Here is a 14,298-nt window from a genome sequence, read left to right as displayed (position 1 = left end):
ATTCTATTTTTGCGCACCAAAAATAATCAGGAATTGAAGAGCAAAAAAATATATTTGGTACGCCATGGGCAAACAGACTTCAATCTGAAAGGAATTGTTCAGGGTAGTGGAGTGGACTCTTCATTAAATGATAAAGGTAGGTTACAGGCCGACCAATTTTATCGGGCCTATAAACACATTAATTTCGATAAGATTTATACGTCCTCTTTAAAGCGAAGTGTTGAATCAGTACAAAACTTCATTGATGATGGGATTCCTTATGAACAATTAAGTGGCTTAAATGAGATTAACTGGGGTACGCGTGAAGGCACGAAAGTTACTCCAGAAGAAGACGCTTATTACCATTCTGTAATAAAGGCCTGGCAGGAAGGGGATGTTACCTTACCCATTGAAGGAGGTGAGTGCCCTGAAGATGTTTTTAAAAGGCAAACTGAGGCCTTGCAGATAATAGAATCAGATAATTCTGAGACGATTTTAGTTTGCATGCATGGAAGGGCCATGAGAATTTTGTTATGCCAAATGCTTAATTACCCATTACATTGTATGGATACTTTTGGGCATTCAAATCTTTGTCTTTATGTACTCAACTACTCAGGTAGTCTCTATTCTGTAGAAGTGTTCAATAACACTAATCACTTAAAATAGTATTGATTCTGTTTAAGCCGGCCTCAGCCTTAGCATCTATACTGTTCTTATATACATGATGCTTGTACTCTAGTGCTGTTTCATAGAAATATGTAGCGCTATCTAATTGATTATTTTCCTCGAAAATGAGACCTAGCTGAAGAGCAGAATTAGGGGCAAAGTATGAATTGTTAATTCGTGGTTGTATTATAGTTTTTGAATATAGCTTTTTGGCACCTGTAATATTGCCCAACTGATGCTGTAACCGGGCATTTCTGTAAATGGCTTCGATGGAATCGCTTTTATTATAAAGCTTAAGTTCACCGAAAAGTTTAATTGCTAATTTATTGTACCCACCATCAATGGCCATTCGTAATTTGAACATGCTGAAATTAAAATTCTCATTCTCCAATAAGGTTTCTGCGTTTTTATCAGCTGTGGTTATTGCATTCATTTTGTTTAACTCATTCAATAATTCATTGGCTTTTGGTGTATTGCCCTTATGGAATTTACTGATAAGATAAAGTTTAAATAAAGCATCTTTTTTATTGGCATCGCCAAAGAAATTGGCAATAAAAATCTCATAATTCTTCTCAGCCTCTGCATATTCGGCTTTTTGAAAATAGGCCTCGGCTAATAAATAATAAGATTGTGGAAAGTGAGCATTATTACTACTTGAATTATAAATATCGATTATCTCATTCCCCTCTTTATTTTTCGATGCCAGAGCCATCGTGATCAAGGTGTTTAATTTATCTCTCTGAAAAGTATTGTTAATTTTAGTGGTCTCGCCCAATATGTAAGCCTGACTTATTAATGACAATAAAAAAGCTTCCTTGGCAACTGCTGCTTCCGATAATGATACTTTAGTTAAAAATTCTTTTCCTTCATTAATGTTCCCATTGAGTCCAGCAAGTGATAATAGCCATTGGTATTTTTCAGGTACAGAGCCGAGTAAAAGGTTTAACAATCCATAAGTTTTGTAGGCAGGTAAGAAATCTGGTGACACTTTTAGTAGTGAAGAAGAGATTCTGTAACTCTGTCTTAGCTGCCAGGCTGCATCTAGCTGATTTCCAAATTTGAAATACACCAAACTTGCTTGTAGCCGTGCGTCTGCCTCAAAATACTGATTATTAAAACTGCCCGCACCACTTTTAAATGATGCTATACTTTGATCAAAAACTTCTTCAAATTGATCTAACTCAAGAGTGTCGATCAGAAAAACAGATAAAGTATATCTGTATAAATTCAGATAATGTTGTTCTTGCGATGCAATTGAAGAGATAGGAGATAAATCACCGGAAAGTAGTCGCTGATATTGTGATAATGCCTTTTCACTAAACAGTTGTTTTGAGTTATTACTTGTGTAACCACTAATGGCAATAAAAAAAAGGCAAACCAAAACGGTTGCCTTTTTTAAATATTTATTCAATTCTTGAAATGACAAATTATGCCTTTTTTCGTCTTGATGTTCTTTTAGGCTTTTCTTGAACTTCTTCCTCTACATCAACATCTGCAAGGATTCGCCCAGAATGCTCGTCAATAACAATTTTCTTCTTCTCCTTAATCTCAGCAATTTTTTGCGGAGGGATAATGATATTGCATCCTTCTGCTGCGCCTCTCTTCACGCTTACTACTGCTAAACCATTGGATAAGTTAGCTCTCAATTTATTGTAATAAACTAAAAGCTTGTCTTCAATCTTTTTAGTAGCCTTCTCTCTGTCAGCATTAAGTTTTTGCTCTTCTTCTTGGCTGTCAGATAGAATTTCTTCTAATTCTTTCTTTTTAGAATTTAGATCTTCATTTCTTTCATTGATAAGATTTTGAAGGTCAGCAATATCTTCTTTTTTCTTTTCTATGCTCTCTCCAGCTTCTTTAATTTTCTTCTCAAGAATCTGAATCTCCAACTCCTGAAGCTCTACTTCTTTTGTAATGGCATCAAATTCTCTGTTATTTCTAACATTTTTTTGCTGCTCATTGTACTTTGCGATAAGCTTTTCAGACTCCTTTATACCAGCCTTGCTTGTGTTAATGCTTTCTTCAAGCTCTTCAAGCTCAGTATTAAAACGTGTAAGTCTTGTATTATAGCCAGTAAGTTCATCTTCTAGGTCCTGAACTTCCTCAGGTAAATCACCTCTGAGTTTTTTAAGCTGGTCTAATTTTGTGTCAATGGATTGTAATTTTACGAGTGCCTCTAGTTTTTGTGCTACAGTGTTATTTTCCATGTATTTTAAAGATAGCTAATAGGGTTTGTAACGGTGTTTGACAAATTGAGTGCAAAAGTAGTAAATTTTTCACTTAATAACTCATGAATTAATTCTTTTGTGAATTGTTCACTTTCATAGTGCCCTATATCTGCTATAACGATGTTATCTTCTGCATCAAAAAATTCGTGGTACTTAAAATCCGCAGTAATAAAGACATCAGCACCTTGTCTTTTGGCCTGTGATAAAAGAAAACTACCCGATCCTCCACAAACAGCTACTTTTTTAATTTTATCCTTTATTGATTTGGTGTGTCTCACACAACCTACTTTCATTATGCTCTTCACTTGCTTTAGAAAGTCTAAAGTAGAAATCTCCTCTTCAAGCTCACCAATCATACCTGAGCCAACTTCCTGATTAGCATTACTTATTGGCAGTATATAGTAAGCAACTTCCTCATAAGGGTGAACAGCATTTAATTTTTGTATGACTTTACGAGAATCATGTTTTGGAACAATTACTTCAATTCGAACTTCATCAACTTTTTCTGCTTTATTATTGCTACCAATAGTGGGGTTGGCTTTGTCGTTTGGAGTAAATTGACCTGTTCCTTCAGATGTAAAGGCACATTCGGAATAGTTTCCAATGTTTCCTGCTCCGGCTTCAAACAGTCCCTGCTTCACTTTGTCAGCTGATTTTTTTGGAGAATAAGTAACTAGCTTAATTAATGTATCACCTTTTGGCAAAAGAATTTCTAAATTCTGAAGACCAATCAGACTCGCTATTTTGTGATTAACACCATTAATAATGTTATCGAGGTTAGTATGTATAGCATAAATGGCGATGTTATTCTGAATTGCCTTCAGAACTGTTCTCTCTACATAGTTTTTACCAGTAATCGACTTTAAACCCTTAAAAATGATGGGATGATGGGCAATAATTAAATTAGATTTTAGGTTAATTGCTTCCTCCACAACATCTTCTGTTACATCCAAGGTAATCAAGATACCATTAACCGGGTCGTTTTGGCTACCTACCAGTAAACCACTATTGTCATAGCTTTCCTGGTAACTTAATGGTGCAATAGATTCTAAATGTGTGATAATATCTTTTATTCTAGTCATAAATCACCAATTTTGCGGCTCTTTCAAAAATAAGAAAATATAGGAGGCATAAACTTCTGTTATGAATATTTTAAAATGGATTTTGTTTCCCTTTGCCATTCTTTATGATGGTGTTACCAGATTAAGGAACTATTTGTTTGATATCGGGTACAAAAAGTCTTTTGAATTTGAGGCGAATGTCATCGGGGTAGGAAACCTTACTGTTGGAGGTACCGGTAAAAGCCCTATGGTAGAGTATTTAGTGAGACTTTTGGGCGAATCTTACACAATAGCCACTTTAAGTAGAGGCTATGGGCGAAAAACAAAGGGGTTTAGAATTGCTAACAGTAATGATAATGCTAAAACTCTAGGAGATGAGCCTTTTCAATTCTTCAACAAGTTTAAAAACATCCATGTAACTGTTGGAGAAGAAAGGGCTGTTGCAATTCCATATATACTGGCGGAGCTATCTCCAGATGTAATTTTAATGGATGATTCCTACCAACATAGATACGTTAAGCCTTCATTGAATATTATGCTTACAGATTACAATCGCCTTTTTTATAATGATCATGTATTGCCTTTAGGAAGATTGAGAGAAGCGCGGAAAGGAGCAAAAAGAGCAGATATAATTGTAGTCACAAAATGCCCTCAAGAGCTATCAGCAAATGAACGTAATTCCATAAGGGAGAAAATTGGTAACTATAGTGATAGCAAAGTGTTCTTTTCGGCTATCAAGTATTTAGATCCGGTGCCTCTAAATGAAGATTATAATAAGTTGAGTGAAAATGTTCTTCTGTTTTCCGGTCTTGCCTACAGCAAGCCATTTACCGAATATATCTCATCTAAATACAATTTAGTAGATGATATTTATTTTAACGATCATCATGAGTATTCTTCAAAAGACATGAATTTAGTTGAAGAACGGTTCAGGCAAATTCCATTCGAAGACAAATCAATTGTTACTACCGAAAAAGATATTGTGAAGTTGCTCAACGGTGAGATAAAAAGTGTAGCAGACCATTTGCCTATTTTTTATACACCCATAGAGCATTGTTTTATAGAAGATGGTGAGGTTTTTGATAAGATGGTCAAGGAATCAATTATGAAGACAGAGAATTAATCTAATTATCTAATTTTGAGCGTGCGAATTAAGCTTCTTATACTTTTAGTATTAATCGGAAATTTTGCCTTAGGTCAGAGAAAAAGGGTAATAAGTGGAGATTTTAATACTCAAGGGCGACCGCCTGCAACAACTGGTGGCATTAACTCTTCTCCTGCACCAAAAGCTGAAAGGAAAGAAGGTTCTTCCATTTTAGATGATAGTACTAAACAAGTTTATGGTCCAAAAACAACTCAATATACTTTGGAAAAAAACATAAAGTACAATAATGAAAAATGGAATGTTCTAGATACGTCTATCACAGATTTTCATAAACATCAGTTTATTGCCAAAGAACGAAACTTATATCAAAACCTAGGAAATATAGGAACTCCAATTAGTCCTATTTATCCTCAATCGCCAGATATTATTGGAGGGAGGTCTGGTTTTAATATCTATGATTTGTATTTCCAGGATCCAGAGGAAATCAAAATTTATAATACAAAATCACCATACTCAAAGTTTGGTATTATTTGGGGTGGCCAGGGCAGGTCAGTAACAGAAGCCCAATACACAAGAAATATTGATGAGCGATCCAATTTTGGATTCAACTATAGAGGCTTACTTATAGACAAGCAAATTGAGCGAGAGCGTAGGGGAGATCGTAACGTTTTAGGCACCTATTACAATGTACATGGTAATTACAGAACTAAAAATGGTAAATACTTTGTGTCGGGTAACTTCTCTAGAAATAATCATGAGGTGTCAGAATACGGAGGCATTCTTATTGACCCTGAAGACTCAACGTTTCGAACCTTTTTTAAAGAGAACAGGCAAGCCAATTTGCAAGATGCTGAAACAAGAGAACTAAGAACTAATTATCATCTATATCAGCAATACAAGCTAAATGATCAGGTTCAATTCTTCCATAGCCATGATAGATATAAGCAACTTAATGATTTTACGAATACAGCCACGCAAGGAGTAGAAACGAATGCCGATTTTTTCGGACCGGTTGCTTTAGATACAATACCAATTAAAGATCGTTCTAAAATTATTCACCGTCAGCATGAGGTGGGTGTTAAAGGAGATATTGGCAAAACCTTCTATAGCTTTTACTATAGGGGAAGAGAAGTGAACATGGACTTCAAATACATAGATGAGGGTGAGTTGGATTATGGGACCTATTATATGGAGCACTATGGTGGGTTTAATTTAAGGTTTGGAAATGATTCTCTTAGTTATATTTCTGTTGGAGGTGAGTATTTGTCGGGCGAGAATTACAAGTTAGATGCCGAAATAAGAAACAAGTGGTTCTATGCTAGTGGTAATAGCTCTAGATATTTGCCCTCCTATGTTCAGCGAGCATACTTAAGTAGACATAATAACTGGCGCAATGATTTTGAATCTACCATTAACACAAAACTTGAGTCAGGCCTTAATTTGAATTATAAAGAATTAAATTTTTCTCCATCTGTTAGTTATAATTTGATTACTGATTATGTCTACTTCCAGAAGATAGATCCGGAATTTGATTCAATTAGAAATATACAACCACAACAAGCTGGTGGAGACATCAGCATTATTAAAGCAGATGTTAAGGCATCCTACACATTCTTTAAAAGATTTGTGCTAAAAGGTCAGGTTATTTATGGTAACGTTTCCGGTTCCAGTGCAAGTGCAGTAAACGTTCCTGATTTTCTCGTTAATGCCCAATTGTTCTATACGAATATTTTGTATGATGGCAATTTGGAAATGCAGCTAGGTGTAGATTACCATCAACGTTCAGCATATTTTGCCAATGGCTATGATCCTTCAACCATGCAATATTATGTGCAAGATGATTTTGAAGTTAATTCTTATCCCTTAATTGATGTTTTTTTTAATATCAAGATCAACCGAGGTCGAGCATTTTTGAAAGTGAACAATGTGGTGGAGAGAATTAGAGGTACAGGATATTTAATCACGCCTTATTATCCCGGCCAGGAGACTATCGTTGATTTTGGAATTGACTGGATGTTATTTGATTGATATGGAGAAGCACGTACTTGGACTTGAATTGCCTACTGATCCACGTTGGGTAAACATAGCTGAAAAGAGCATTGAGGATATTTTGGTTGACCATGCTTACTGTGAACAAAAGGCGGCATCATCATGCATATCATTAATTGTTAAATTCTCTGATAAAACTGAGCTAGTTGAAATGCTTACGCCTGTTGTAGCCGAGGAGTGGAGTCATTTTGAGCGTGTTATTGAAGAGCTCACCAAACGAGGGTTCAAACTAGGTAAACAGAGAAAAGATGAATATGTGCTTCAGCTTTCGAAACTTGAAAAGAAGGGTGGTAGTCGTGAGGAACAGCTTGTTGAGAAACTACTGATAAATGCATTAATAGAAGCCAGGAGCTGCGAGCGATTCAGGCTACTTTGGAAGCATATTGCGGATGAAAGTCTTCAAAAATTCTACTATGAGTTAATGGTTAGTGAAGCCGGTCATTATAAGAATTTCCTGCAGCTAGCCAAAACGTATCTGCCTGAAGATGATGTAATGAAAAGGTGGAAAGAAATTTTAAAAGGAGAAGCTGATATTCTTGCCAATCTTGAAGTGAGAGGTGATAGGATGCATTAATCAGGTCTTCTGTTTTTTCTTTTTCGCAGCAGGAAAAAGTATATTGTTCAGAATTAAGCGATAACCTGGTGAGTTTGGATGTAGGTTTAAATCTGTAGGTTCTTCGTTTACAAGATGCTGATAGTCTTCAGGGTCATGACCTCCATAAAATGTCCAAAAGCCTTTTCCAAATACACCGTGCAAATACTTGGCTTCTTTAATTGTTTTGTTCTCGCCCATTATCACGACATCTGGCTTTATCAGATTTTTCTTATATCCGGTTGTTTGGCCATAGAAACCTTTAATAACTCTTGTATGATTTTGCGTGAGCATGGTTGGTATCGGGTCCCACTTAGCGGAGAATTCAAACAAGTTAAAATAATCGTTTTCTTCTCTCAAGCCTCGTTCGGCAAAATTGTTGTCGATATTAGAAAACTCGTACTCGTATGGGTTTTTAGATATTTTAAAGTCCTGAAATGCAAAAGTGCTATTGAAGTTTAGCTTCTGCTGCGCATGAGGATCAGCAGGATCTCCATCGTACATTCTGTCAATCATATCAATCCCTTCTCCCGCCAAAGCTATGTCGTAAGTGTCAGTGGCTGAGCACATAGCAAAAAGAAACCCTCCACCGATTACAAACTCTTTGATTCTTTTCGCAGATGCAAGTTTTAAATGAGAAACCTTACTGAACCCATGCTTTCTTGCTGATTCTTCAAATTCTCTTTGCTGCTCAATATACCATGGCATATTCTTAAATGAGCGATAGAATTTGCCATATTGTCCTGTAAAATCTTCATGGTGAAGATGCAACCAATCATATTCAGGGAGTTTGCCTTCCAACACTTCTTCATCAAAAATTACGTCATAGGGTATTTCTGCATAGGATAATACAAGTGTAACGGCATCGTCCCATGGCAATTTACTTTTTGGAGAGTACACAGCAATCTTGGGAAACTTATCTAGACGCATTACATCTGCATTGTTAGCCGGACTTGCTATTTGTTCAATTATTTGATTCGATTGAGCATCAGAAATCACCTCATAGCTCACGCCTCTTATGATCAACTCGTTTTCGAATTTTTGATAATATTTAACCATAAAGCTGCCTCCTTTGAAGTTCAGCAACCAGTCTACTTCAATATCATTTTGTAGTATCCAATACGCAATACCATACGCTTTTAGGTGGTTGGACTGCTTCTCATCCATCGGAATTAAAATGTAGCTTCCAAAGGATGAAGAGTAGATGAAAAGTGATACTAAAAGAACTAATAATTTATGCATAAGAATATTTCAACTATCTAAATTACCGATAAAACGATATTATGTCTAATTAATCAATAATTACAATGTTGAACGTGAGAAATACTTAATTTAGTTTCATAAATGTAGATTAATGAATCTTGTTGAGAATATAAAAGAAGGGCTGAAATCGATCAAGGCAAATTTATTAAGGACTGTTCTAACGGCTTTAATTGTAACACTTGGTATCACTTCATTGGTAGGAATACTTACCGCCATTGACGGTATACAATACTCCGTCACAGATTCTCTTTCCGAGCTTGGGGTAAACACATTCGATATTTACTCAAAACGAAACAGAGGAGGTAGGAGTGGAGGTATTCAGGAAAAATCGCAACCACCTCTAAAATTAAAAGAGGCGATGAGATTTATCGATAATTATGATTTTTCTACCTCTGTTAGTTTAAATACTAGCATCACAGGAGTGGCTGAAGTTAAATACGAGTCGAAGAAGACCAACCCCAATGTTTGGATCAATGGAGCGAATGAAGAGTATATAGCCCTAGAGGGATTGAATATTGAAAAAGGAAGAAACTTTTCAATTATTGAAAATCAGTATGGTACTAACGTGGCCATTATTGGTGTAGATGTAAAAGAATCAATTTTTGATGATAATGTAGATCCATTAGGTAAAGAGATTTCTTTATTGGGGAACAAGTATAGGATAATAGGTATATTGGAAGAAAGAGGTCAGATTGGTGGTGGAGGTGGCCCGGATAATTCTGTGATTATACCCATTCTAAATGCAAGTAGATTATCTTCAAATAGAGTATTAAGATACAGCATGACAGTTGGCATCAATGATCCCAGTCAAATGGAAATGGCCATGGGTGAGGCTACAGCGCTTATGCGAAAAATTCGACAAGATAAATTAGGGGAGCCTAATAGCTTTGAAATTGCAAAAAGTGAGTCCTTGGCAGATAGGCTTGAGCAAGTTACAAGTGTGATGAGGCTCGGTGGTTTTGGTATTGGGTTTATTACATTGTTGGGTGCTTCTATTGCCTTGATGAACATAATGCTTGTATCAGTTACTGAAAGAACCAGAGAAGTTGGTGTGAGGAAAGCTCTTGGTGCCACCCCGCTAAGAATCAGGCAACAGTTTATCATTGAAGCAATTGTTGTTTGTTTACTTGGGGGAATTGCAGGAGTAATTTTAGGAATTGCTATCGGAAATCTCATTTCTAAAGTAATTGGTATAGATGGTTTTGTTGTGCCATGGCTTTGGGTAATAGTTGGTCTTGTGGTTTGTATTGTAGTTGGATTAATATCCGGATATTACCCTGCAAACAAGGCAGCTAAATTAGATCCAATAGAATCCCTCAGATTCGAATAGGAAAAATACTTTTCATAATTATTCAAGATTAGCGTTATTCGCTATGTGATCATCAGAATTGTATTTATCCTATTATGTTTAAGTCCGCTTACTTCAAAGGCAGGAGAGTTGCTCATTACTGGTACTTATCAAGGTAAAGACATTTATGTGCAGAACCCATATGACAAAGAGAACAAGAAGTTCTGTACAACCGCAGTTTTTGTAAACGGCATTAAGGTTTTTGATAATCCATCAATTACAGCATTTAAAATAGATTTATCCGGGTTTAGCAAAGATGAACAAGTAACAATAAAGTTGGAATATACTGGAAACTGTACTCCAACTATTGTAAATCCTGATGCTCTTGTTTCTAAGGGTACATTCCAATTCACAAATATTAACTCTGATAATAATTCAGTCACTTGGTCTGTAGTTGGAGAAGTAAAAGGTGGTGAGTATTACTTATATCATAAACTAGCTAATAAAGACTTCATAGTTTATGATACAATCCCTTCGAGAGGAGGCGATGGCTTGATTTCATATTCCAGACAGCCAATTCATAAGCAAGGGGAAAACGTTTATAAAGTAGTTTACAACTACAAGAGTGAAAGCAAAGAGTCTTCTGAAGTACGTTTTACTGCCACTGAAAACTTCATCACATTTTATCCTCAAATAGCCACAACAAGTCTTGCGCTTTCAGACACTACTACATATGCGATTGAAAGTTTCTTTGGCAAGACAGTGAAGAAGGGTGAAGGGAAGGAGATTAATTTAACTGACTTAAAGCCTGGGAAGTACTATTTAGTAATTCAAAACCGGAAGCAACAATTCATTAAAAGATAGAAGTAACTTCAAACAAGTTACAATTAGCACTAAATTAATATTAAACAGTATTACTATATTCGTAGTAATTTACTTTTTAAGAACTCGGCTTAAACAATTAGAATTATATGTTAAAGAATATTCTTTTAATCTGCCTTATACTAGCAAGTTTCAACTCTTTCTCTCAAAACAGATTAGAATTTTATAATAACCTGGAAGAATTAATCGATGCTGATCAGCTTGAAGAATTAATTACGAAGGAGTCTGAAGTAGACCAGTTTGTTTCACCTATAGATACATTGTCGGCAGACATTTACTCCATTATTGGTGAGGCCAATTTAATACTTGGACAATACGAAAAGGCAGAGGAGTTGTATTCTAAAGCATTGAATATTCGTAGAAAATTAAACCCATTAATTTCGGTAGGTTTCAGTAATACGCTTTACAATTTAGTTGATATACATCTTGCTTTAGGAAATTACACGGAAGCTTTGAAACTATCTGAAGAGTTATTAGAAGTAGATCAGGAGCTTTACGGCCGCAAATCTATTCCATATTTTCTAACAGTTTTATTCCGAGCTGATGTACTGATAGAAACCAGTCAATATGATGATGCACTGAAGCTCCTCAACTCCCAAAGTAAACATTTAACGCATCAGTCTGACATTGCCGCATTGAATGCCAAAAAAGGAGACGTGCTATCGCTACTAGGTAATTACGATGATGCTGAGGAATTAATATCTGGTGCAATAGAGGCTTATGCGTCTTTGAACGACACACTAAATTACGCCATAACGCAGTCGGCCAAAGGACTGAATTATAAAAATATGGGTAAATACCCACAAGCTGAATACGCACTCATTGAATCTAGAAACCAGTTGAGTAGCCTACCCAATACGGATTATTTGGTTGATGGAGCTAAGAATAATTTGGCATTAGTACAGTTGGCATTAGGAAGGGAGCAGAGTGCCATTGAGATTTATGAAAACCTTAGAGTAAAAGATTCTATTGCGTTTGGTATTACCCACCCTAATTATATTACAACACTTATAAACCTTGGTGTAGCCTACGACAAAAACGATCAGTTTATCAAATCAAAGAATGTTCTTTCGAAAGCCTTAAGTCTGTGCTCCGATGTGTATGGGCCTAATAGCGAGGTTGAAGCCACTATTCTAAATAATTTAGCTAATGTTAAACGCGATTTGAAAGACTACAGTGGAGCCCTTGTTGACCTCAGAAGATCACAAAAACTGTTTGAAGAGATATTTGGTAAGAATAGTGCTCATTATGCTACTGCAACTTTCAATATTGGAAAAGTTCAGTTGATGATGAAATCAAAAGAGGCCGAAAAAACTCTTCTCGAAGCAGAGAAGTTAAGAAAAAAAGTCCTTGGCGAAAGTCATCCTAAATATGCAGAAGTTACCAACTACCTGGGAATTTTTTATTGGCAGCAAAACGACCTGAAAAAAGCCAGAAAGTACTTTGAACAAACTTTCAATAATTTCCTAAATCAAATTAAACTGTTCTTTCCTTCACTGAGTGAGGAAGAAAAAACGAAGTTTTATCTGGAAAAGCTAAAGCCTGCATTTGAGCAGTACAATACTTTGGGTGTGCAGCTAATGAAGTCAGACCCATCAGTTCTTAAGAGCATTTATAACTATCAGCTCAAAACTAAAGGTATCATTATGGCCGCTACTGAGAGGCTTCGCAAAAATATTTATAACAGCAGCGATAGTTTATTAATTAGCGACTATGAAAACTGGAAATCGTTAAAAGAGAGACTCTCTAAACTCTACTCGAATAATGACCCAAGGCAAAATTATATCGACTCAATAAATCAAGTGGCGAATGAACTAGAAAGAAGTTTGGTTAGAAGATCGTCAGATTTTGCTAAAATCTATGACAAGGAAATTCCTGATTGGAAAGCAGTTCAGAGAAAACTGAAGGATAATGAAGTAGCAGTAGAAATTATTAGATATCGAGTTTCAAACCCACAAATGGGTGGTGAATTCACAGATGAGATTAATTATCTCGCCCTTATAATCGATAATAAATCTGAATATCCTCGATCTGTGCATTTTACTCGTGGTTCCTTAATGGAAGGCAGGTATTTGAATAATTACCGGAACTCAATAAGGTATCAGATCGAAGATCAGTTTACCTATAACGAACTTTGGAAGCCATTGGAAGATCAGTTTAGAGGGTTCAAGAAAATTTATATTTCTCCGGATGGAGTGTATAATCAAGTTAATTTAAGTACCCTGGTTAATCCAGAAACTGGTAATTACCTTATTAAAGAAATTGAAATTCAGGAGGTTACAAGTACTAGAGATTTGGTAGTAGATAATAAGATGTCAGGTTCATCATCTTCCAATAAGTATTTATTTGGATTCCCAACTTATACTACTCAAGGAACAGAAATGACAGCCTCCAAAGCTGAAAGAAGTTTAAGAGGTGGTCTTAGAGGTGGTGGAGGATTCTCTGAAACAAGAGGCCTTAGAGGAGGCTTATTAAGATATATGAGAAGTGGAGAAAGTATTGCCACGCTGCCAGGCACTAAGACTGAAGTTGAAGAAATCAAAGCTATTTTAAAGCAAGGTGGAGATGATCCAACAACTCTTCTAACAGACCAGGCCAACGAGACCGCTGTGAAACAAGTGAACAACCCAGGCGTATTGCATATTGCTACTCACGGTTATTTTCTCGAAGATGTAGAGCCTCAGGAGTTTGGTGAGAGTAAACCTTATTATCAAAATCCGTTGCTCAGGGCAGGACTTATTTTGGCTGGTGCCGAGGATTTCTTACTGACAGGAACTAACCCTTTGGATAATGAAGATGGAATCTTAACAGCTTACGAAGCCATGAATATGAATTTAAATGATACTGATTTGGTAGTTTTATCTGCGTGTGAAACAGGGCTTGGCGAAGTGTCAAATGGTGAAGGTGTTTATGGTTTGCAAAGAGCGTTTAAAATTGCTGGAGCTCGATATATTGTCATGAGTATGTGGAACGTAGACGATGATGCAACTCAAAGATTAATGACGTTGTTCTATGAACAATTATCAGAAGGAAAAGAAAAGTACTATGCTTTTAGAGATGCTCAGCTTCAATTAATGAAGGAATACGAACAACCGTTTTATTGGGGGGCATTCAAGATTGTTGGTCAATAATTTGCAGCATTTCATAACAGAAACCCATAAGAATAATCTTAGCTTTGAAGCAAATAA

11 protein-coding genes are annotated in these 14,298 nt (G+C 36.0%); 7 read left to right on the top strand and 4 right to left on the bottom strand.

The window, feature by feature from the left end; genetic code table 11:
- Window positions 1-33: 33 nt before the first annotated feature.
- A complete protein-coding gene (locus JR347_RS14730; RefSeq protein ID WP_205721353.1) occupies window positions 34-645 on the top strand; it encodes a histidine phosphatase family protein in 612 nt (203 codons plus the stop codon).
- Here JR347_RS14730 and JR347_RS14725 read toward each other — a convergent pair.
- From JR347_RS14725 to JR347_RS14715, 3 genes are read right to left on the bottom strand one after another with little or no spacing between them, the layout of a single operon-like run.
- Complete coding sequence (locus tag JR347_RS14725; RefSeq protein ID WP_205721352.1) at window positions 629-2,056, bottom strand: tetratricopeptide repeat protein; 1,428 nt, start codon at window positions 2,054-2,056, stop codon at window positions 629-631. The two genes, JR347_RS14730 and JR347_RS14725, sit on opposite strands and share 17 nt — an antisense overlap.
- Before the next feature lie 16 nt (window positions 2,057-2,072).
- The gene (locus JR347_RS14720) at window positions 2,073-2,849 is read right to left on the bottom strand and encodes a zinc ribbon domain-containing protein (RefSeq protein WP_205721351.1); all 777 of its coding nucleotides are present in this window, start codon (window positions 2,847-2,849) and stop codon (window positions 2,073-2,075) included.
- A gap of 5 nt (window positions 2,850-2,854) precedes the next feature.
- Window positions 2,855-3,952 (bottom strand): Nif3-like dinuclear metal center hexameric protein, encoded by a 1,098-nt coding sequence (locus JR347_RS14715; protein WP_205721350.1) that lies wholly within the window; start codon window positions 3,950-3,952, stop codon window positions 2,855-2,857.
- A gap of 61 nt (window positions 3,953-4,013) precedes the next feature.
- Here JR347_RS14715 and lpxK point away from each other — a divergent pair, with 61 nt between their 5' ends.
- The 3 genes from lpxK to miaE are packed head-to-tail and all read left to right on the top strand — an operon-like array spanning window position 4,014 to window position 7,659.
- Window positions 4,014-5,054, top strand: a complete 1,041-nt coding sequence (gene lpxK, locus JR347_RS14710) for a tetraacyldisaccharide 4'-kinase (protein ID WP_205721349.1) — start codon at window positions 4,014-4,016, stop codon at window positions 5,052-5,054.
- 21 nt (window positions 5,055-5,075) lie between these two features.
- A complete protein-coding gene (locus tag JR347_RS14705; protein ID WP_205721348.1) occupies window positions 5,076-7,064 on the top strand; it encodes a putative porin in 1,989 nt (662 codons plus the stop codon).
- Window position 7,065: 1 nt separating this feature from the next.
- A complete protein-coding gene (miaE, locus tag JR347_RS14700; protein WP_205721347.1) occupies window positions 7,066-7,659 on the top strand; it encodes a tRNA-(ms[2]io[6]A)-hydroxylase in 594 nt (197 codons plus the stop codon).
- On the opposite strand, the gene JR347_RS14695 is transcribed toward miaE, so the two are convergent.
- Complete coding sequence (locus JR347_RS14695) at window positions 7,660-8,919, bottom strand: asparagine synthetase B (RefSeq protein ID WP_205721346.1); 1,260 nt, start codon at window positions 8,917-8,919, stop codon at window positions 7,660-7,662.
- A gap of 112 nt (window positions 8,920-9,031) precedes the next feature.
- Here JR347_RS14695 and JR347_RS14690 point away from each other — a divergent pair, with 112 nt between their 5' ends.
- The 3 genes from JR347_RS14690 to JR347_RS14680 all read left to right on the top strand — a co-directional run bounded on the left by JR347_RS14690 (window position 9,032) and on the right by JR347_RS14680 (window position 14,241).
- Window positions 9,032-10,270: an ABC transporter permease gene (locus JR347_RS14690; protein ID WP_205721345.1), complete on the top strand. Its 1,239-nt coding sequence runs from the start codon at window positions 9,032-9,034 to the stop codon at window positions 10,268-10,270.
- A 45-nt stretch (window positions 10,271-10,315) separates the two neighbouring features.
- Window positions 10,316-11,092 carry a hypothetical protein gene (locus JR347_RS14685; protein ID WP_205721344.1) on the top strand — a complete coding sequence of 259 codons (777 nt, stop codon included), beginning with the start codon at window positions 10,316-10,318 and terminating at the stop codon, window positions 11,090-11,092.
- Window positions 11,093-11,199: 107 nt separating this feature from the next.
- Entirely contained in the window at window positions 11,200-14,241 is a 3,042-nt protein-coding gene (locus tag JR347_RS14680) for a CHAT domain-containing tetratricopeptide repeat protein (protein ID WP_205721343.1), read from the top strand.
- Window positions 14,242-14,298 lie beyond the last annotated feature (57 nt).

It is taken from the genome of Fulvivirga lutea (assembly GCF_017068455.1).
Lineage (GTDB): Bacteria > Bacteroidota > Bacteroidia > Cytophagales > Cyclobacteriaceae > Fulvivirga > Fulvivirga lutea.
The sequence above is the reverse complement of the archived record's forward strand: the minus strand, read 5'-3'. Positions and strand labels throughout refer to the sequence as shown.

Coding starts and splice junctions, on each gene's coding strand:
- miaE (WP_205721347.1), top strand. CDS start 7,066: ATGGAGAAGCACGTACTTGGACTTGAATTGCCTACTGATCCACGTTGG.
- JR347_RS14695 (WP_205721346.1), bottom strand. CDS start 8,919: ATGCATAAATTATTAGTTCTTTTAGTATCACTTTTCATCTACTCTTCA.
- lpxK (WP_205721349.1), top strand. CDS start 4,014: ATGAATATTTTAAAATGGATTTTGTTTCCCTTTGCCATTCTTTATGAT.
- JR347_RS14690 (WP_205721345.1), top strand. CDS start 9,032: ATGAATCTTGTTGAGAATATAAAAGAAGGGCTGAAATCGATCAAGGCA.
- JR347_RS14720 (WP_205721351.1), bottom strand. CDS start 2,849: ATGGAAAATAACACTGTAGCACAAAAACTAGAGGCACTCGTAAAATTA.
- JR347_RS14680 (WP_205721343.1), top strand. CDS start 11,200: ATGTTAAAGAATATTCTTTTAATCTGCCTTATACTAGCAAGTTTCAAC.
- JR347_RS14715 (WP_205721350.1), bottom strand. CDS start 3,952: ATGACTAGAATAAAAGATATTATCACACATTTAGAATCTATTGCACCA.